This is a genomic window from Phenylobacterium sp., assembly GCF_030651755.1.
Taxonomy (GTDB): Bacteria; Pseudomonadota; Alphaproteobacteria; order Caulobacterales; family Caulobacteraceae; genus Phenylobacterium.
On sequence record NZ_JAUSBZ010000152.1, the window covers coordinates 1 to 19,880 of the forward strand.

15 protein-coding genes are annotated in these 19,880 nt (G+C 69.0%); 5 read left to right on the forward strand and 10 right to left on the reverse strand.

Annotated features, from left to right (window positions below; translation table 11 throughout):
* Positions 1-926, forward strand: a 926-nt coding sequence (locus tag Q7V15_RS14610; RefSeq protein ID WP_304756470.1) for an amylo-alpha-1,6-glucosidase, incomplete at its 5' end; no start/stop codon positions are given.
* Between the two features lie 6 nt (positions 927-932).
* Here the strand turns inward: Q7V15_RS14610 and pyk are convergent.
* On the reverse strand, positions 933-2,351 hold the full coding sequence (gene pyk, locus Q7V15_RS14615; RefSeq protein ID WP_304756471.1) for a pyruvate kinase: 1,419 nt from the start codon (positions 2,349-2,351) through the stop codon (positions 933-935).
* 147 nt (positions 2,352-2,498) lie between these two features.
* Between pyk and Q7V15_RS14620 the strand changes: the two genes are divergently transcribed.
* Entirely contained in the window at positions 2,499-4,295 is a 1,797-nt protein-coding gene (locus Q7V15_RS14620; protein ID WP_304756472.1) for a glycoside hydrolase family 15 protein, read from the forward strand.
* 69 nt (positions 4,296-4,364) lie between these two features.
* Here Q7V15_RS14620 and Q7V15_RS14625 read toward each other — a convergent pair whose 3' ends face one another.
* From Q7V15_RS14625 to vapB, 4 genes are all read right to left on the reverse strand, one after another.
* Positions 4,365-5,810: an amidase family protein gene (locus Q7V15_RS14625; protein WP_304756473.1), complete on the reverse strand. Its 1,446-nt coding sequence runs from the start codon at positions 5,808-5,810 to the stop codon at positions 4,365-4,367.
* The gene (dapB, locus tag Q7V15_RS14630) at positions 5,807-6,631 is read right to left on the reverse strand and encodes a 4-hydroxy-tetrahydrodipicolinate reductase (RefSeq protein ID WP_370689822.1); all 825 of its coding nucleotides are present in this window, start codon (positions 6,629-6,631) and stop codon (positions 5,807-5,809) included. The genes Q7V15_RS14625 and dapB overlap by 4 nt, the downstream gene beginning before the upstream one ends.
* Positions 6,632-6,701: 70 nt before the next feature.
* Complete coding sequence (gene vapC / locus Q7V15_RS14635; RefSeq protein ID WP_304756474.1) at positions 6,702-7,109, reverse strand: tRNA(fMet)-specific endonuclease VapC; 408 nt, start codon at positions 7,107-7,109, stop codon at positions 6,702-6,704.
* Positions 7,110-7,331 (reverse strand): type II toxin-antitoxin system VapB family antitoxin, encoded by a 222-nt coding sequence (gene vapB / locus Q7V15_RS14640; protein ID WP_304756475.1) that lies wholly within the window; start codon positions 7,329-7,331, stop codon positions 7,110-7,112.
* A 175-nt stretch (positions 7,332-7,506) separates the two neighbouring features.
* Here vapB and Q7V15_RS14645 point away from each other — a divergent pair, with 175 nt between their 5' ends.
* Positions 7,507-7,833, forward strand: a complete 327-nt coding sequence (locus Q7V15_RS14645) for an addiction module antidote protein (protein WP_304756477.1) — start codon at positions 7,507-7,509, stop codon at positions 7,831-7,833.
* On the opposite strand, the gene Q7V15_RS14650 is transcribed toward Q7V15_RS14645, so the two are convergent.
* Positions 7,814-8,890 carry a Shedu immune nuclease family protein gene (locus tag Q7V15_RS14650; RefSeq protein WP_304756478.1) on the reverse strand — a complete coding sequence of 359 codons (1,077 nt, stop codon included), beginning with the start codon at positions 8,888-8,890 and terminating at the stop codon, positions 7,814-7,816. The genes Q7V15_RS14645 and Q7V15_RS14650 overlap by 20 nt on opposite strands.
* Positions 8,891-9,160: 270 nt before the next feature.
* Between Q7V15_RS14650 and Q7V15_RS14655 the strand changes: the two genes are divergently transcribed.
* Positions 9,161-11,449, forward strand: a complete 2,289-nt coding sequence (locus Q7V15_RS14655; protein WP_304756479.1) for an NADP-dependent malic enzyme — start codon at positions 9,161-9,163, stop codon at positions 11,447-11,449.
* 91 nt (positions 11,450-11,540) lie between these two features.
* Positions 11,541-12,890, forward strand: coding sequence for an Hsp70 family protein (locus Q7V15_RS14660; protein WP_304756480.1), 1,350 nt, complete (start codon positions 11,541-11,543; stop codon positions 12,888-12,890).
* A 53-nt stretch (positions 12,891-12,943) separates the two neighbouring features.
* On the opposite strand, the gene Q7V15_RS14665 is transcribed toward Q7V15_RS14660, so the two are convergent.
* From Q7V15_RS14665 to Q7V15_RS14680, 4 genes are all read right to left on the reverse strand, one after another.
* Positions 12,944-14,530, reverse strand: a complete 1,587-nt coding sequence (locus Q7V15_RS14665) for an alkaline phosphatase (RefSeq protein ID WP_304756481.1) — start codon at positions 14,528-14,530, stop codon at positions 12,944-12,946.
* Between the two features lie 54 nt (positions 14,531-14,584).
* Positions 14,585-15,832: an NAD(P)/FAD-dependent oxidoreductase gene (locus tag Q7V15_RS14670; protein WP_304756482.1), complete on the reverse strand. Its 1,248-nt coding sequence runs from the start codon at positions 15,830-15,832 to the stop codon at positions 14,585-14,587.
* A 54-nt stretch (positions 15,833-15,886) separates the two neighbouring features.
* Positions 15,887-18,700, reverse strand: coding sequence for a pitrilysin family protein (locus tag Q7V15_RS14675; RefSeq protein WP_304756484.1), 2,814 nt, complete (start codon positions 18,698-18,700; stop codon positions 15,887-15,889).
* 189 nt (positions 18,701-18,889) lie between these two features.
* Complete coding sequence (locus Q7V15_RS14680; RefSeq protein ID WP_304756485.1) at positions 18,890-19,873, reverse strand: NADP-dependent oxidoreductase; 984 nt, start codon at positions 19,871-19,873, stop codon at positions 18,890-18,892.
* Positions 19,874-19,880: the final 7 nt, after the last annotated feature.

The following is a 19,880-nucleotide window of genomic DNA, read 5'->3' on the forward strand; positions in this document are numbered from 1 at the left end:
CCACCGGCGATGGCCTGATCGACTATGCCCGGGGCGAGGAGTCAGGCCTGGCCAATCAGGGCTGGAAGGACAGCGAGGACTCCGTCTTCCACGCCGACGGACGCTTTCCCAACGGACCCATCGCCCTGGTGGAGGTGCAGGGCTACGCCTTCGCCGCCTTCCGCGCCATGGCCGACCTGGCCGAACGCCGCGGGGATCTGGAATCGGCCCATCATTGGCGGGCACGCTCCGAACACCTGCGGGAGTCGGTGGAAAGCCGCTTCTGGATGGCCGACAAGGGGTTCTACGGCATGGCCATCGACGGGGACGGCGAGCTCTGCTCGGTCCTCGGCTCCAATCCCGGCCACCTGCTGTTTGTCGGCCTGCCCTCCCCGGAGCGGGGCGAGGCGGTGGCCGAGCGGCTTCTGTCGACGGCGTTTTCCACCGGCTGGGGCCTGCGGACCCTGGCGGCGGGCGAGGCGCGCTTCAATCCCATGTCCTATCACAACGGCTCGGTCTGGCCCCACGACACCGCCCTCTGCGTCCAGGGCATGGCCAACTATGGGGCGCGGGACGGGGTGGTGAAGATGATGTCCCACATGTTCGAGACCGCCTCCCACTTCGAGATGCGCCTGCCCGAACTGTTCTGCGGCTTCCCCCGGGGGGCGGGCGAGCCGCCGGTGGCCTATCCGGTGGCCTGCCTCCCCCAGGCCTGGGCGGCCGGGGCCATCTTCATGATGCTGCAGGCCTGCCTGGGCTTGAAGATCAATGGACGCGATCGGCGGGTGGAGATCGACGATCCCCGCCTGCCCATCGGCATCGACCGCCTGACGGTCGAGGACCTGCGGGTCGGCCCGCACCACATCACGCTCCATTTTGAGACCCTCGACGGCAAGGTGGTCGTCCGCTGCGAGCCGGTGGATGGGGTCAAGATTGTGGTGCGTTAGGCCCCATTATCGACGCGGAACGTGCGCCAAACGCAGAATATTGGCCGCCCCAGGGGAGCCCATGGGCAGGCCGGCCAGGATCAGAATCCTCTGACCCGGCGGCGCAAGGCCCAGCGCGGCGGCCACCTCCGTCGCGATCTTGGCCAGACTCTCGGAATCGGCGGGCTGAGCCACCACCCGGGCCTCGACCCCCCAGGTCAGGGCCAGGCGCCGGGCGACGCCTATGTGGGGGGTCAGGGCCAGGGCCGGTTGCAGGGGGCGCTCCCGGGCCAGGCGCAGCGCCGTCTGGCCGGTGGTGGTGAAGCTGGCCAGGCAGGCCACGGCCGGCCCCTGGGCGGCGCGGCCGGCGGCGGCCACCAGGGCGTCGGCGTCGGCGTCCTCGATGGGATATTCTGCCGCCATCAGCTCGGGCCAGCGGGGGTCGCGCTCCACCCGGCAGATGATGCGGTCCATGATCGACACCGCCTCCAGGGGAAAGTCGCCGGCCGCGGTCTCGGCTGACAGCATCAGGGCGTCGGCGCCCTCATAGACCGCGCCCGCCACATCGGAGGCCTCGGCCCGGGTGGGCGTCGGCGCGCTGGTCATGGATTCCAGCATCTGGGTGGCGACGATCACCGGAATGCCCCGGGTGCGGCAGGCGCGGATCAGCGCCTTCTGGACCACCGGCACGTCCTCGGGCGCGAGTTCCACCCCCAGGTCGCCCCGGGCCACCATCACCCCATCGCAGAGGTCGAGGATTTCATCGAGGGCGTCCAGGGCGGCGGGCTTCTCTATCTTGGCCAGGACGGCGGCCCGGCCCTGGACCAGCTGGCGCAGCTCGGCCATGTCGGCGGCCCGCTGGACGAAGGAGAGCGCCACCCAGTCCACCCCCTGGTCCAGGGCGAAGGCCAGGTCCTTGCGGTCCTTGGCGGTCAGGGCGGGAATGGGGATCGGGTGGCCGGGCAGGTTGAGGCCCTTGTGGTTGGACAGGGTCTCGCCCACCACCACCTCGGTTTCGGCGAAGTCCTTGCCATGGCGGGTGACCCGCAGGCGCACCCGGCCATCGTCGATCAGGATGTCGGCGCCGACCTTCACCGCCGCCAGGATTTCGGGATGCGGCGCGCAGACCCGGGCCGCGTCGCCGGGCGTCGGGTCGAGATCGAGGCGGAAGGCCTGGCCGGGCCGGATGCGCACCTGACCATCGGCGAACTTGCCGAGCCGCAGCTTGGGGCCTTGCAGGTCCGCCAGGACAGCGATAGGCCGACCTAGGGTCGCCTCGGCGCCCCGGACCGTGGCGATGGCCCGGGCATGGTCCTCGTGCGTCCCGTGGCTGAAATTGACCCGGAAGACATCGGCGCCGGCCCGGGCCAGCGCCTCCACCTGGGCAGGACTGCGACTGGCGGGGCCCAGAGTGGCGACGATTCGGGCGCGGCGGGCTCGGATCATGGGTTCCCCGTTTGGATGTGCGGCCCGCACAGGGCCAAGATGGCGGCGAGTCACTTGGCGCCTCGCAGCTTAGCAAACGGCGCTGACCCGCCGTCGAGAAAAAGGACGCCACCACATGCGACACAACACCAGCGAGGCCCTGGCCCTGTGATTCAGACCCTGGACCTGTTTCCCATCGGCAACTGCTCGGCCAGCGCGCTGATCGACCGGCACGGCCGTTTCGTCTGGGGTTGCGTGCCCCGGGTGGACGGCGACCCCTTCTTCTCGGCCCTGCTCAGCGACCGTGACCCGGCCGACGCCGACGTCCAAGGCCTGTGGGACATCCAGGCCGAGGGCCTGGCCCAGACCCGCCAGACCTATCTGCGCAACACCCCCATCGTGCGCACCGAACTGACCAACAAGGATGGGGAAAGCCTGGAGATCCTCGACTTCGCCCCGCGCTACCGGCAGTTCGGGCGGATCTATCGGCCCATGGCCATGATCCGGCTGATCCGGCCCCTGTCGGGCGCCCCGCGCATCCGCATCCGCATGCGGCCCAGCGTCAACTGGGGCCAGGCGCCCGCCCGCCAGACCACCGGCTCCAACCACATCCGCTATGTGGGCGGGCCGACCACCATGCGGCTGACCACCAATGCGCCGGTGAGCCACATCACCGAGGAGCGGCTGTTCCGCCTGGAGGAGCCCATCGCCATGTTCCTCGGCCCCGACGAGGGGTTCGACGCCGATGTGATGGCCACCACCACCCGCATGCTGACCGAAACCACCGACTACTGGCGCGGCTGGGTGCGCACCCTGTCGGTGCCGCTGGAGTGGCAGGAGGCGGTGATCCGCTCGGCCATCACGCTGAAGCTCTGCGCCTATGAGGAGACCGGCGCCATCGTCGCGGCATTGACCACCTCGATCCCTGAGCACGCGGAGTCCGGCCGCAACTGGGACTATCGCTACTGCTGGCTGCGGGACGCCTATTACGTGGTCCAGGCCCTGACCCGCCTGGGCGCCGCCGACATGCTGGAGAACTATCTCTCCTACCTGCGCAACCTGGTGGCCGAGGCCGGCGGCGGCCATGTGCAGCCGGTCTATGGGGTGGGGCTGGAGCCGGGGCTGACCGAGAAGATCGCCACCGCCCTGCCCGGCTATCGGGGCATGGGGCCGGTGCGCATCGGCAACCAGGCCCACGAGCACCTGCAGCACGACGTCTATGGCCAGATCATCCTGTCCACCGTGCAGGCCTTCTTCGACGAGCGCCTGCTGCGTCCGGCCACGGTGGAGGATTTCCGCGCCCTCGAGCCGGTCGGCGAGCGGGCCTATGAGGTCTACGCCACCCCCGACGCCAGCCTGTGGGAGTTCCGGGGCCGGGAGGCGATCCACACCTATTCGGCGGTGATGTGCTGGGCGGCCTGCGACCGCCTGGGCAATGCGGCGGTCCAGCTCGGCCTGCTGGAGCGGGCGGCCCTGTGGAACGCCCGGGCCGACGAGATGCGCGCCGTCATCGAGGACCGAGCCTATAACGAGGAGCTTGGCCGCTACGCCGCCACCTTCGACGGGGACGAGCTGGACGCCAGCCTGCTGCAGCTGGTGGACGTCCGCTTCACCCCCGCCAGCGACCCGAAGATGGCCGCCACCATCGCGGCGGTGGAAAAGGGCCTGCGGCGCGGCCCCTACATGCTGCGCTACGCCCTGCCCGACGACTTCGGCGAGCCCAAGACCGCCTTCAACATCTGCACCTTCTGGCTCATCGAGGCCCTGCACCTGTCCGGCCGCACCCAGGAGGCCCGGGAGCTGTTCGAGGAGATGCTGACCAGGCGCACGGCCGCAGGGCTCCTGTCGGAGGACATCTCCTTCGACGGCGATGAGCTGTGGGGCAACTATCCCCAGACCTATTCCCTGGTCGGGCTGATCAACTGCGCAACGCTTCTGTCCAGGCCCTGGGCGGCGGTGCGCTGAGCGGGCTCAGAGCGCGTTCCGATAAGTGGGAACCGGTTATCGGGACGAAACGCGCTCCAGACATAGAGTTTAGGCCGGCGGCGGGGTGAAGCCGCGGACATTCTCGTCGATGGCCTGGGCCAGGGACAGGAGCCGGGCGTCGGTCCCATGGCCGCCGATCAGCTGGGCGCCCACCGGCAGGCCGTCGGCGGCGATCCCGGCCGGCAGGGTCACCGCCGGCAGCAGGCAGGCCGTCGCCAGGGCGATCCAGCCCAGCATGGTGATGTAGGGCGCGCCGCCCCCGTCGGAGAATTTCAGCCGCCGGGAGGGGAATGAGCCCTGGCTGTGGGGAAAGGCCGTGCCGGGCGCCACCGGCGCCAGGATGGCGTCATAGCCCTCGAACACCGCCTCCATCTCCCGGCGCAGTCGGGCGCGGATGGCGTCGGCCGCCAGCCAGTCCCGGTGGCGGGCCGTATAGGCCATCACCGTGCCCGCCCAGGAGAAGGGGCCGGCGCCGCGCGCCCTGGCGATGCGGGCGGCCGGGCGCATCATCTCCATGCGGCGGATCTGACCCGCCGGCATGTCGGCGCCGATGATCGCGCCCAGCAGCAGCAGGTAGGACTCCAGCAGGGTCTCGATATCCACAGGCGGCGAGATCACCTCGACGGTGGCGCCGGCGGCGGCCAGTTCGCCGGCATAGGCCACCAGCACCGCCCCCACCTGCGGATCCAGCGGCAGGCCCGGCGCCTCCAGCCACAGGCCGATGCGGGCCTTGTGGAGGTCGGCCGGGGGCGCCTTGGGCGAGACCCCGCCATCGGCGATCACCGACAGCAGCAGACGCAGGTCCCGGGCCGAGCGGGCCATGGGGCCGATGACGTTCAGGTCCGGCTCCTGCCAGGAGCCGGGCTTGGGCGGCACATGGCCATGCTGGGGAGTGAGCGCCCAGGTGGGCTTGTGCGAAAAGACCCCGCAGAAATGGGCCGGCACCCTCAGGGAGCCGCCGATGTCCGAGCCGATCTCCAGGGCCGTGACCCCGGCCGCGAGCGCCGCCGCCGCCCCACCGGACGATCCGCCGGGCGTGCGGGTCACGTCCCAGGGATTGTTGCTGGTCCCGTAGAGGGAATTGAAGCTCTGCCAGTCCCCGGCCATGACCGGCACATTGGTCTTGCCCCAGATCACTGCGCCTGCCCGCCTGGCCTGGGCGACTACGGCGGCGTCCTCGGCCTGGCGCCGGCGATGGACCTCCAGCCCCGCCGAGGCGGGCATGCCGCTGACGTCCAGGGTGTCCTTGATGGTCATGGGCAGGCCCGCCAGGGGCCCCAGCGCCCCGCCCCGGCCGCGGATGTCGTCAATGGCCTTGGCCCGCTCCAGGGCGCGCTCCAGATCGGCGGTGACCACGGCGTTCAGCCGCCGATGGGTCTGTTCATGACGGGCCAGGGTGAGCTTCAGGAGCTCCACGGCGGTGACCCGGCCAGACGCCAGCAGGGCCAGCTGGCCCGAGGCGTCGAGGCTGAGCAGGTCGAGCCCGCCGTTCATGCCCCGGCCCTGGACGGACGGCCCTTGAGGCCCAGCACGTCCTGCATGTCATAGGCGCCCGGCGGCTGGCGCACCGCCCAGAGGCCGGCCTCCACCGCCCCGCGGGCGAACAGGCTGCGGTCCCGGGCCGAGTGGGACAGGGTCAGGATCTCGTCCTCGGCGGCGAAGACCACCGAATGCTCGCCGATGATCCCGCCCCCGCGCATCACCGAATAACCGATCTCCCCTTCCGGCCGCGCCCCTGTGATCCCGTCCCGGGCCGCCCGGGCCACGGTCTCCAGGGCCACCGCGCGTCCCTCCGCGGCGGCCTGGGCCAACATGATCGCCGTGCCTGAGGGCGCGTCGACCTTGCGCCGGTGATGGGCCTCGAAGACCTCGATGTCGTAGTCGGCCGCCGCCAGGGCCCGCGCGGCCTGGGCCACCAGGCCCAGCAGCATGTTGACCCCCAGCGAGAAGTTGCCGGCCCGCACGATGGGGATGGCCTTGGCCGCCTGGTCGATCACCGCGATCTGGGCCGCATCAAAGCCGGTGGAGCCGATCACGAGCGCAATGTCGCCCCGGGCGGCGCACACCTGGGCGAGCTCGCAGGAGGCCTGGGGCGTGGAGAAGTCCACCACCACATGGGCCGCCGCCAGCGCGCTGGCCTGATCCACCAGCCGGGGATCATCGGCGCCGGGCCTATCGAAACAGGCGAAGACGCCGGCGTCGGACCGCGCCTCCAGCACGGACACCACCGCCTGGCCCATCCGGCCAAGGGCGCCTGAGACAGCGAAACGAACAGGTGCGGTCAGGACGGTCTCTCCGGGGCTCACGCGACGCAAGGCAGCGAATGTCGCCCCTGGACCGGCGCGGTCAAGGGCGGAGGTGGGGGCGGAGGCAGGGCGGGGCGCTTTAGGCCCCAGCCAGCCAGTCCTCGCAGCGCAAACCATCGACCCGGCGAAACTCTGACAGATTGCCGGTGATCACGGTCAGGCCCCGGCTGCGAGCGTGGCCGGCGATCAGGAGGTCATAGCCGCCGATCATCTCCCCCCGCGCCTCCAGATTGGCGCGGATGTCGGCGGCATGGTCGGCGGCGCCCGCGTCAAAGGCCAGCACCTCCAGCCGCGCGGCGAACCGCTCCACCTCATTGCGATTATGCGCCGGCCGCGCCGACTTCGCCGCGCCATGCAGCAGCTCGGTCAGCACGATGGTGGAGATGCAGAGGCTGTCGGCCTCCAGATTGAACCGCTCGCGAACCTGAGGCGGCCGGTCCCGCAGCACCCGGATGCAGAGATTGGTGTCGAGCAGGTAGCGTAGCATTCAGAACGGCTCGCGGCCTTGCACCGCCGGCTGATCCCGCTCGCCCAGATCGACGCCCGGCGCATCGAAGAAGTCGTCCCAGATGGCGTCGGCCGGCACGATGACCCGCCGCTTCCCATCCCGCAGCACCGCCACGGCCCGCACGCTGTCCGGAAAGGCCACGTCCTTGGGCAGACGCACAGCCTGGGAGCGATTGGACTGAAACAGGGTCGTGCGGGTCATGGGGCGCCTCTTGGGATATACGGAAGGTATATCCCATGGTGGGTGGGATCAAGGTCGGGGGTGGCCTTGAGCCGTTCAATCTCCTGGGCGAAGCGTCGCCACCCCCTGTCGCCCATAGTTGACATGTAGCTGGAGAGCGCCAAGGCCATGGCGCGTGAATTGGAGATTTGAGCGGATGCCTCTGAAGACCAGCCGCTTCGATGCGGCCGCAGTTCTGGACACGCCCGAGGCGATCGAAGCCTTCCTGGAGGACGCCTTCCAATCCGGCGACGCGTCCTTCATCACCCACGCCCTGGGGATCGTCGCCCGGGCCAATGGGATGTCGCAACTGGCCGAAGAAACCGGCCTCTCCCGCCAGGCCCTCTACAAGGCGCTCAGCGCCGAGGGCCGCCCGGAGTTCAGCACCGTCCTCAAGGTGGCCGGCGCCCTGGGCTTCCGGCTGCATCCGGAGCGGGCATTCACGCCGCCGCGCCCAACGGACTTCAATCAGCTTGTCCGCTGAGGTTCTGGACGATGAAACGCGCCCGGTAGAGCAACTCGTCAAACGTCAGGATTTCGGGCGAACGCACGTTCCGCCGATAGAGCTCGAAGCACGCAATTTTATCGTCGTTTCCAGATAACTCACCAGAGTTTCCAACAACGAGGAAACCACGCGGCTCAACAGAATACGTCAGATCTGTCGTGTCATTACCCGCGGCGTCCTTCATCACTTCCCGGAAGCGCCGGCGGGCAAAATCAAATGTGGTTTTCTGCACCTGCGTAACCGCGTTGGAAACCTCACTACTCACCCCATAGCAGCCAGGGCGATAGGGCTCCGCCGTTTGTCTGAGCAGGGCGGTGCTGTCTTTCTTGATCTCGACGAAAACGAACTGGCTGACCTGCGCGCGGGTTCGCATCAGCGCGTCTACGGTTTTTCCCGCTCGGTCGAATTCGTGCCCGGTGGTCTTTGCCATCAAGGTCTCTGACACTTTGCCCATGGCTACGTAGTGGAGCCCGTGTCCGAATATCCAAGAATTGACCTCAAAGAACGCTTGCCAGTCCGCCTCTGAGAGCCCTTTTCCCATGCGGTGTTCAAAGTCGTCCAACACCGAACGCTTCGCTGCCAACGCGTATATATCTTGGTGTAGCTCAGGAGACTCGGCTAGTTGGGCGATGACGTCGGCCGCTTTGTTCGATGTCAGAAGACTTGTGAGCGCTGCAAGACTCACATTCTCCAATGAAACTTTCGTCTTTCGGGCGTCACCGAAGTCGAGGCTTGCTATAATTCTCAAGAAATCGCGGATTTGGGCTAGTTGAAAATGGGTGACCTGCACCCGGGAATCCTCACGCCACCCATAGGTCTTATGGTGAGTAAGCTTGATAAGCGCGAAAGTGCCGAAGTCAGATTTGTCATTCACCCAGAAGGCTTTGACCGCTAGCTTGCAGCGTTGGGTGACGTCTATGCCACCGATGACCTCCTCGCTTGCGCCACATATCGTAGCGTAGGCACCATTGGGACCCGGGTGAACATAGAGCTTATCAGGCGTGTAGTTCGCCAAGTATTCCGCATCATCGCTCATAGCGGCAAGATATCGCGGTTCTCGCTCGCTTGGCTAGGCCGATCAACTGGGGCTGGTCTGCACTTGCCGAGGACTTGCGCGCCAAAGTCCAAAGGACTGGGCTAACAGCGGCGTTTCCGAGCGGCCGCTCAGAGCCAGAACCGGCCAACAACTCCCCACCTCCCGCAATTCCTACCGCCCCGCAGGAGTCTTGCGGTTGTGGCGGGGGGGCGGGGTATGTAGGTTGCGGCCCTCTTCCATCACCAGTGTCTGCAAGGACCGTCCGCGCTCATGAGCGACGCCGAGAAACGCACCTTCACCGACGAGGAGGCGCTGAGCTTCCACCGTCTGCCCACCCCTGGGAAAATCGCCATCGTGCCGACCAAGCCGATGGCCACGCAGCGGGACCTCTCGCTGGCCTATTCCCCCGGCGTGGCCGTACCGGTGCTGGCGATCGCCGAGGATCCGGACAAGGCCTATGACTACACCTCCAAGGGCAACCTGGTGGCGGTCATCTCCAATGGCACGGCCATCCTGGGCCTCGGCAATCTGGGGGCCCTGGCGTCCAAGCCGGTGATGGAGGGCAAGAGCGTCCTCTTCAAGCGCTTCGCCGATGTGGACTCCATCGATGTGGAGGTCTCGGCCACCGACGCCGACGAGATCATCACGGTGATCAAGAACATCGGCATCACCTATGGCGGCATCAATCTGGAGGACATCAAGTCCCCCGAATGCTTCCGCATCGAGACCGAGCTGCAGGAGCTGCTCGACATCCCGGTCTTCCATGACGACCAGCATGGCACGGCGATCATTTCCTGCGCGGGCCTGCTCAACGCCTGCAAGATCACCGGGCGCAAGCTGTCCGAGGCCAAGGTGGTGCTGTGCGGCGCCGGCGCCGCGGGCATCGCCTCCCTCGAGCTGATGAAGGCCATGGGGGTGCGGGCCGAGAACTGCATCGCCGTGGACAATACCGGCGTCATCTATCGTGGCCGGGCCGAAAACATGAACCAGTGGAAGTCGGCCCACGCCATCGACACCGACAAGCGCACCCTGGCTGAGGCGCTGGACGGCGCCGACGTGTTCCTCGGCCTGTCGGTCAAGGGCGCGGTGACGCCGGAAATGGTCGCCTCCATGGCGCCCAATCCGATCATCTTCGCCATGGCCAATCCCGATCCGGAGATCACGCCCGAAGAGGTTCATGCGGTCCGCAAGGACGCCATCATGGCGACGGGCCGCAGCGACTATCCCAACCAGGTCAACAACGTCCTGGGCTTCCCCTACATCTTCCGCGGCGCGCTGGACGTGCGCGCCCGGCGGGTGAACATGGAGATGAAGATCGCCTGCGCCCAGGCGCTCGCGGCTCTGGCCCAGGAGGACGTGCCCGACGAGGTGGCCGCGGCCTATCACGGGGTGCAGCTGAAGTTCGGCCCGCAATACATCATCCCGAGCCCCTTCGATCCGCGGCTGATCTCCTACATCCCGCCCTTCGTGGCCCAGGCGGCCATGGACACCGGGGTGGCGCGCAAACCGATCGAGGACATGGACGCCTATCGCGCCCAGCTGGCCCAGCGGCTCGATCCCACCGCGGCCTTCCTGCAGAAGCTGCAGGGCTCGGTCCTGTCGGGGCCAAAGAAGCGCGTGGTGTTCGCCGAGGGCGAGGAGCCCAGCGTGATCCGCGCGGCCTACGCCTTCCAGACCGCAGGGCTCGGCGAGGCGATCCTGGTGGGCCGTGACGAGCTGGTGGCCGAGAACATGCGCGCCGTGGGCCTCAGCCCCACCGACGCCAACCTGCGGGTGGTCAACGCCCGGACCTCCGACCACAATCCGGAGTTCGCCGAGTTCCTCTACAAGCGCCTGCAGCGTCAGGGCTATCTGATGCGCGACGTGCAGCGGCTGGTGAACCAGGACCGCAACACCTTCGCCGCCTGCATGGTGGCGCTGGGCCATGCCGACGGAATGGTCACCGGGGTGACGCGCTCCTACGACCAGGTGCTGGACGAGGTCCTGCGGGTCATCGATCCGGCCCCGGCCGGGCGGGTCATGGGCATGTCGGTGCTGCTGGGCAAGGGCCACACCCTGTTCATCGCCGACAGCAATGTCACCGAAATGCCCGAGGCCGAGGACCTGGTGGAGATCGCCCTGGAGGCCGCCCAGGCCGTCAAGGCGCTGGGCTACACCCCGCGCCTGGCCTTCATGTCCTATTCCACCTTCGGCAATCCCATGGGCGACCGCTCCGAAAAGGTGCGCGAGGCCGTGGCCATGCTCGACGAGATGGAGCTCGACTTCGAGTACGAGGGCGAGATGCCGCCGTCCCTGGCCCTGGAGCCCGAGCGTCGCGGCAACTTCCCCTTCATGCGCCTGACCGGCCCGGCCAATGTGCTGATCATGCCGGCCATCCACTCGGCCTATATCTCCACCCAGCTGGTGCAGGCCTTTGGCGGCGCCACCCTGGTGGGCCCGATCCTGCTCGGCCTCGAAAAGTCGGTGCAGATCGCGCCCCTGTCCTCCTCGGTCACCCGCATCCTGCAGCTGGCGACGCTGGCGGCCTACGACCTGCGCCAGACCGAGGCGCCCCGCTGATGACCCTCGGCGCCCGCCAGCACGCCTGACGGATCGCGCGCCTTCGGGGCGGCGGGCGATCCGCCGTCCGCCCCCCGAAGGAGTCCGCGCCATGAGCGCCGCGCCTACACCCTCGACCCCGCCCCAAACTGAGGTGGGCCTCAGCCTGGGGATCGACTTCGGCACCACCAACACCGTGCTCGCCCTGGCCGCGCCCGGCGCGCCGGCCCGCCTGGCGCGCTTTCCGGCGCCCGACGGCGACGTGTTCGCCTTCCGCTCGGCGCTGGCCTTCCATGCGCCGCCGGACCAGCCTGCCGAGCGCACGGTGGAGGCTGGCCCCTGGGCCATCGAGGCCTATGTGGAGGACCCGCTGGAGACCCGCTTCATCCAGTCCTTCAAGACCTTCGCCGCTTCGGCGAGCTTCACCGAGACCCAGATCCTGGGACGCCGCTACGCCTTTGAGGACCTGCTCTCGGCCTTCCTGTTCAAGCTGCGCGAACATGGGGGTGAGACCCTGGCCCACCTGCCCGCCCGGGTGATCGTCGGGCGCCCCGTCACCTTCGCCGGCGCCGCGCCTGATCCGCGCCTGGCGCTGTCGCGCTACGAGACGGCCTTCGCCCGACTGGGATTCTCCGAAATCCTCTATGTCTATGAGCCGGTGGGCGCAGCCTTCTTCTTCGCCCGCACGCTGAAGGCCGACGCCACCGTCCTGGTGGGCGACTTCGGCGGCGGCACCAGCGACTTCTCCATCATCCGCTTCAAGCGCGATGGCGAAGGCGCGTTCCGGGCCGAGCCGCTGGGGCGTTCAGGCGTTGGCGTGGCCGGCGACGCCTTTGACTACCGGATCATCGACCAGCTGGTGTCGCCGGCGCTCGGCAAGGGGTCCAGCTACAGGACCTTCGGCAAGACCCTGCCCATCCCCAACCGCTATTACTCGGCCTTCGCCCGCTGGGACCAGCTGGCCCTGTTGCGGGCCTCCCGGGACATGCGCGAGATCCGCAAGCTCGAGCGCGAGGCCGTGGAGCCTGAGAAGATCGCCCGGCTGATCGAAATCCTCGACGACAACCACGCCTATCCCCTCTACCGGGCCGTCTCGCGGCTGAAGGAGACCCTGTCGCGGCAGGGTCAGGCGCGCTTTTCCTTCGAGGCCGGCGGGGTCTCCATCGTCCGCGATGTGGCGCGGGGGGAGTTCGAATCCTGGATCGCCCCGGAACTGGGCAAGATCGAAGGCGCGGTGGACGAGGCCCTGGCGGGCGCTGGCCTGAACCCGGACGGGATCGACCGGGTCTTCCTCACCGGCGGCTCATCCCTGGTGCCGGCGGTCCGCGCCATCTTCAACCGCCGCTTCGCGCCTGAAAAAATCGAGACCGGCGGGGAGCTGGAGTCCATCGCCTCGGGCCTGGCCCTCATGGGCCACGAACCCGACCTCGCCCGCTGGGGCGAGCGGGCAGTGATCGCTTAAAGCTGGACGCGCGTTTCGATCCGATAACCGGTTCCCACTTATCGGAACGCGCTCTAGGCCGGAACCACCACCGCCTCGCCATTGGGCACGACCAGCTTCGCCCGGGTGCTGACGGCGCCGCCGGGCGCGCTGACCCTGTCCATCACCCGGAAGGCGGTCTCGAAGCGCTCGGCCGTCACGTCGCAGAGCATGTAGCCGCGCTGGGAGTTGTTGAACTTCAGCTGCGGATTGGCCGCCTGGACCTGCGCCATCCGTGGCGACTGATCGCTCCCATCGCCGCCAGAGGTGATGGAGGTGGCGACGAACTCGGTGGCGATGGCCCGTGGCTCAGGGTTGCGGCCGTCCAGGTGCAGCTCGCCGGCATAGTTCTGATGCTCGTCACCGGTCAGCACCACGGGATTGGCCACCCGGCGGTCGCGGATATGACGCAGTAGCCGGGCCCGCGGCGTCCGGTAGCCGCCCCAGGAGTCGGGATTGACCATGTAGCCGGGGCCGGGATCGCGATCGAGGTCCATCATCATCACCTGCTGGGCCAGGAGGTTCCAGCGGGCGGGCGAAGATGACAGGCTGTCGAACAGGAACTGTTCCTGCGCCGCCCCCAGCATCTCGGCCTGCGCCCGCTCCAGTTCGTTGCAGGCGCCCCAGCGGCCGCCACAGGGGTGCTCGGTGCGATACTGCCGGGTGTCCAGCAGGTTCAGCCGTAGCAGGGTTCCATAATCGGCCCGCCGGTAGAGCCGCATGGCCGGGCCGGCCGGGAAGGCCGAGCGCCGCAGGGGCATGTGCTCGTAATAGGCCTGCATGGCCGACTGCTGACGCAGGCGGAAGATGGCCGGGTCGGTTCCGTCCTGATCGAGGTCGGCGGCCCAGTTGTTGTCGATCTCGTGGTCGTCCCAGGTGACGAACCAGGCGGCCGCGGCGTGGCTGGCCTGCAGGTCGGGGTCCATCTTGTACTGGGCGTAGCGCCGCCGATAGTCATCCAGGCTGTAGGTCTCCTGACCCACATGCTGGCGCTGATTGGCCTGGGGGCCGGCTGCGGAGTTCCCCACCCGGGCCGAGCGCCCCTCATAGATGTAGTCGCCGTAGCAGAAGACGAAGTCGAGCTCGTCCTCCTCCGCCAGGCGCCGGTGGGCGGTGTAAAAGCCCTGCTCGTAGTGCTGGCAGCCGACCACGCCGAAACGGACCCGGGCCAGGCTCGCCCCGGCCGCGGGCGTCGTGCGGGCCCGGCCTGCGAGACTACGCTCGGCGCCGGCCATGAACCGGTAGTGATAGGTCCGCGCCGGCGAGAGGCCGGCCACCTCCACATGAACCGCATGGGCGAGCTCGGGCCTCGCCACGGTCTCACCTCCGGCGGCGATACGGGTGAAGGCCTCGTCCTCGGCCACCTCCCAGCTGACCGGCACGGGGCGGGCGGGCATGCCGTAGCCGACCGCCAGGGGGTCGGGCGCCAGCCGCGTCCAGATGACGAAGCCGTCGGGGGCCGGGTCGCCGGCCGCCAGGCCCAGCTGGAACGGATAGTCGGCGAACACCGGCTGGGCCTGCGCCTGACGGGGGTCGAGCGCCGGGGCCAGGAGCGCGCCCAGGCCTCCGGCCAGCATCCGCCGGCGCGACAGGGTCAGGGCTCGAATAGTGTGGTCGTCCATGCGCCCCTCCCCAGACAGCGCTCTTGTCTAACCTCAGTCCATGACGGCCGTGAGTCAGGTCTCCCGCAGGCCAAGCGCCGCCAGGGCCTCATCGGCGGCCCGCAGGCCGCTCTCCCACGCGCCATGGGCGGTGGAGAAGGATTTGGTTGAGGTGGCCTCGCCGGCGAAAAACAGGCGGCCATCGACCGGCTCGGCCAAGGCCCGCCTGGCCGCCGCGCAGCCCGGCAAGGCGTGGGAGTAGGCGCCCAGGACCCAGGGATCGGCGCCCCAGCGGGTCTCGGCCAGGGGCTGCAGCTGGGCGCGCACATCGGCGCCGTAACAGGCGACCAGCTCGTCGATGGCGAAGGCCGTGGCTGCGCCAGGCCCCTCGGCCGACAGCGCCCGGGCGTGGTCGCCGCCGAAATAGGCCTCGATCACCGGCCGCCCCAGGGGCCGGAGATAGTAGCTGCCGGTCGCCGCCCGGTCGGTGGCGCCCCAGCGGTGGCTCTCCCGCGGGAAGACCTCCGGCGCGGAGGGCCGCAGGAACACCTTCTCGGCCTGGCCCAGCGGCAGGCCCGTGGCGGCGTCCACCTTGGCCGGCAGGCGGGGATGGATGCGGATGGCCTCCTGGGCGATCAGCGCGCTGGAGACGGTCACCACCGCGGCCCTGGCGGTGATGGTTCCCCGGGCGGTCTCCAGCCTGAGCCTCGAGCCCTCATGGTCGATGGACAGCACCGCGCAGTGGGGCACGATCAGGGACCGGGGGGCGAGGCCGCAGATCGCCGCCCCATAGCCGTCAGGCGCCCGCCAGTTCACGCCGGTATCGGAAAAGGCCCCATAGTCCTGCACCGAGACCTGGGAGAGGGACGCGCCGTTATAATAGGCGCTGAAGGCCTCCAGCATCGGATGCCAGCGCGTCGCCCGCGGGGGCAGGTGGGCGATGGCGCGGCCCTCCTGTCCCGCCCGGGCGGCCTGTTCGAGGGCGGCTTCAAAGTCCTGCATGGCGCTGGCGAAGGCGGCCTGATCCTCAGGCGTCAGGCTCTGATTGGCCTCGGGGCGGCTCCAGGCCGGCGTCGTGCGGTCCAGCGCCACGCCGGCCCGGGCGAACAGGGTCGCCAGCGGATTGCGATCGGCGCTGTGCAGCCAGCCGCACCCCAGGTCGAGGGGCAGGTCCGGGCGGGCCGCCAGGGTGTGAGCCCGGCCGCCGATGCGGCCCTGCCCCTCCAGGACGACCACCGAAAGGGCTGCGCGGGACAGGCGCGCCGCCGCCGCGAGGCCAGCGGCTCCGGCCCCGACCACAACAACATCGAACGCATCCTGCATGCCGCGACTAGGCAGGTTCTACGGCCAAGGTTCAACCCCCGGCGTCGAATCGTCTCAGGGCGCCGCAGCGCCCAGGTCCGTGGCCTCCAGGTCCAGCTCCGCCGCCGGTATTCGCCGCAGGTCCGGCGCCCGGCTCCGCAGGCCTTCGATGAAGGCTTCGGCGTCGCCGACGACGATCACCGCCGCGTCGCCCGGCGACAGGCGCTGGGCGGCGAAGGCGCGGACCTCATCGGCGGTCACCGCCTGGACCTTGGCGGTATAGGCGCTGATCTCCTCCAGGGGGACGTCTTGCAGGGCCATCTCCCCCAGCACCCCGCCCAGGCCGCCGGCGGTGCCCAGGGCGCGACCAAAGGCGCCGATCAACACCGACTTGCGCGCGGTCAGCTCTTCGGTGGTCACGGGGTCGGCGGCCAGTCGCGTCATCTCCGCGGAGATCAGGTCGACCACCTCGGGGGCGGACTCGTTCTTGGTCTGGGCCTGGGCCTGGAAGGCGCCGGTGGTCCGCCGGGCCGACAGCCCCGATCCCGCCCCATAGGAGAGGCCGCGCTTGATGCGGATCTCCTGGTTCAGCCGGGCCGAATAGCCGCCGCCCAGGACCGAATTGGCGACGATGGCCGGATAGTAGGCCCCGTCCCGGCGGGATATGGCCGGCTTGGCCAGACGGACAGCGGCCTGGCCTGCGCCGGGCAGGTCGATCACCACCACCTGCCGCCGGGCGGCCGGGGCGATCTGGGGCTGGGCCGGCAGGGCCTCCGTCGGCCGCGCCCAATCGGCGAAGGCCTGGCGGGCGAGGGCGAACCCCTGTTCCGGAGAGACATCGCCGCTCAGAACCAGAATGGCGTTGTCGGGCCGGAAGTGTCGGTCATGCAGGGTCTTCAGGCTTTCCGGCGTCAGCCGGGGCAGCGAGGCGGGCGTCCCATCGGCCGGGTGGCCAAAGGCCGTGCCGGCGAAGATCACCGGACCCACGGCCATGGCCGAGAGCTGGCCGGGATCCTCATAGGCCACAGACATGCCATCCAGAGCCTGGGTGGTCTGACGCTCCAGCTCTTCGGGGGCGAAGGCGGGATTGCGCACCACGTCCGACAGGATGGCGAAGGCCGGCTCCACCTTGTCGGACATGGAGGTCAGGCTGACGCTGACCGATTCCAGCCCCGCCGAGGAGGACAGGCTGGCGCCCAGGGCCTCGATCTGCTGGGCGATCTGCGGCGCCGTGCGGGTGGTGGTCCCCTCGGTGAGCATGGCCGCGGTCATGGACATGGCGCCGGCCAGACCTTGCGGGTCGGCCCAGGCGCCGGCGCGTACGATCAGGGCCGCCGAGACCAGGGGCAGGTCGCTGGAGCGGGCGACAATCACCCGCAAGCCATTGTCGAGGACCATCTGGGCCGGGGTGGGCAGCACCGGGTCCGCCGGCTCGCCCACCGGCGGGGGCGCCTGGCGTTCGGACTCCGGCGCCAGGGTGACAATCTCCCCGTCAAAGGCCACGGGCTGGGCCGCGGGCGGCGCAGGCTCGACGGCGGCCTGCCCCGCCGGACGTTCTGACTCCGGGCGATAGCGGATGGTCATCCGCCGGTCGGCGGCGAGGTATGTCTGCGCCACCCGCTGGACGTCGGCGCCGGTGACGGCGGCCAGCTCCGCCAGCTCCGTATTGGCCTTGGCCGGGTCGCCTTGGGTCGCCCAGGCATAGCCGAGCGCGAAGGCGCGGCCATCGACGGTTTCGCGCTCGCGCAGGGCGCCGGTGACCAGCTCGTTGCGGGCCTCATTCAATTCGGCCTCAGTGGGCGGGGCCTCCCGCAGGCGGGCGACCTGGGCCAGCAGGGCGGCCTCGCCGGCCTCCACGGTCTGCCCGCTGGAGAGGATGGCGCCGACGGCGAACAGGCCCGGCTGCTGCGGCAGGTCGGCCTGGGAGAAGGCCTCCACGGCGATCTGCTGCTCATAGACCAGGCTGTTATAGAGCCGCGAGGACTTGCCGGCCGACAGGATGGCGTCCAGCACCTTGAGCGCCGGGGCGTCCGCGCTGGCGGCCTCGGCGCCCAGCCAGGTCAGGACCACGGCGGGCAGAGGCACATTGGGGCCATAGCCGTCATAGACGCCGGGTCCGGTGCGCGCAGGCTCCACCGCATCCACCCGCTTGAGGGGCGTCTCCGGGGTCTTCAGAGGCGCGAAATACTTGTCCACCCAGGCGTCGAGCTGGGCCTCATTGAAATTGCCGATGACGATCAGGACGGCGTTGTCGGGGCGGTAATAGTCCCGGTGGAAGGCCCGCACATCGTCGATGGTGGCGGCGTCCAGCTCGGCGATGGAGCCGATGCCCGGCCGCCTGTAGGGATGCTCCTGGAAGCTCGCCTGCGGGATCATCAGGCCAAAGAGGCGGCCATAGGGGGCGGCGAGGATGCGCTGGCGCAGCTCCTCCTTCACCACGTCCCGTTCGGAGTTGAAGATCTCGGCGTCCACCACCAGGGAGCCCAGCCGCTCGGCCTCGGCCCAGAGCAGACGCTCCAGATGGTTGGCGGGGACCACCTCGTAATAGTTGGTGAAATCATCCCAGGTGGACGCATTGTTGAACCCGCCCACGTCCTCGGTCATGCGGTCCAGGGTCTCGGACGGCATGTTGCGGGTGGCCTTGAACATCATGTGTTCAAAGAGGTGGGCGAAGCCCGAGCGCCCCTCCGGGTCGTCCTTGGAGCCGACCCCGTACCAGACCTGCACCGTCACATTGGGCGTGGTGGCGTCCACCCCGCTCAGCACCCGCAGGCCGTTGTCCAGCACCCGCTCGCGATAGGTGATCGGCGGAATGTCGGCGGCCTGGACGGCCATCGGCGCGGCCAGCAGAACGGCGGCCAGGGCGATGCGGGTGAAGGCGCGAAACATGGCGGGCTCCGGAACAGTCGAAGCCAAATCCATAGCATCCTGAGCGGCCCGCGGAAGCCGGCGCGTCGGGAGGCGACGCGAAGGACACAAAGGGAGGCGAAGAACACAAAGATGAGGCCGCCGACACCTTCGTGTCCCTGGCTCGTCTTCGTGTCCTTCGTGTCCCTGTCTTTTTGAAGCGCTAGGCGCCTAGTCGGCCAGCTTGACCAGCATCTTGCCGGAATTGGCGCCTTCCAGCAGGCCGATCAGGGCCTGGGGGGCGGACGTGATCCCGTCCATCACCGTCTCCTGGTACTTGATCTTGCCCTCGCGCAGCCAGGCGGCCATGTCGCGCTGGAAGTCGGGCTGCAGGTGCATGAAGTCCGTGCCCACAAAGCCCCGCAGCATCACCCGGGAATAGATGATGTTGGACAGGTTGCGCACCGGCGCCTGACCTTCGTTGTAGCCCGAGATCATGCCGCAGACCGCGATACGGCCCAGTGTGTTCATCCGGCGCAGCGCGGCTTCCAGATGCTCGCCGCCGACATTGTCGAAATAGACGTCGATGCCCTTGGGCGTGGCGTCCTCCACTGCCTTGCGAATGGGCTGGGTCTTGTAGTTGATCACGGCGTCCAGGCCGATCTCGTCCCGCAGCCAGGCGGCCTTGTCGTCCGAGCCGGTGGAGCCGACCACGTAACCGTTTTTGATCTTGGCGATCTGGGCGGCCATCGAGCCCACCGCGCCGGCGGCGGTGGAGACGAACACCTGCTCGCCCTCCTTCATCGCGCCGATGAACAGCAGGCCGCCATAGGCCGTGAAGCCGGTCATGCCCATCGCATGCATGTGGACCGTCAGCGGCAGGCCCTCGGCCGGGGTCAGCTTGGACAGGCCCTTGGCGTCGGAGACGAAATACTCCCGGAAACCCAGGCGGTTGTTGACCAGATCGCCGACGGCGAAGTCCGGGCTCTTGGACTGGACCACCCGACCGAGCGCCCCGCCCATCATGGCCTCATTCAGGGCCTGGCCTGAGGTCAGCCGCGGGCGCATGGCCGGGTCCACCGACATGTAGAGGTTCTGGACCAGCACTTGGCCGTCGGCGGCGTCGGGGACGTTGGTCTCGACGATCTCGAACTCGCTCGCCTGCGGCATGCCATTGGGGCGGGTGATGAGATGAACTTCGCGGCTGATGGGCATATGGCCC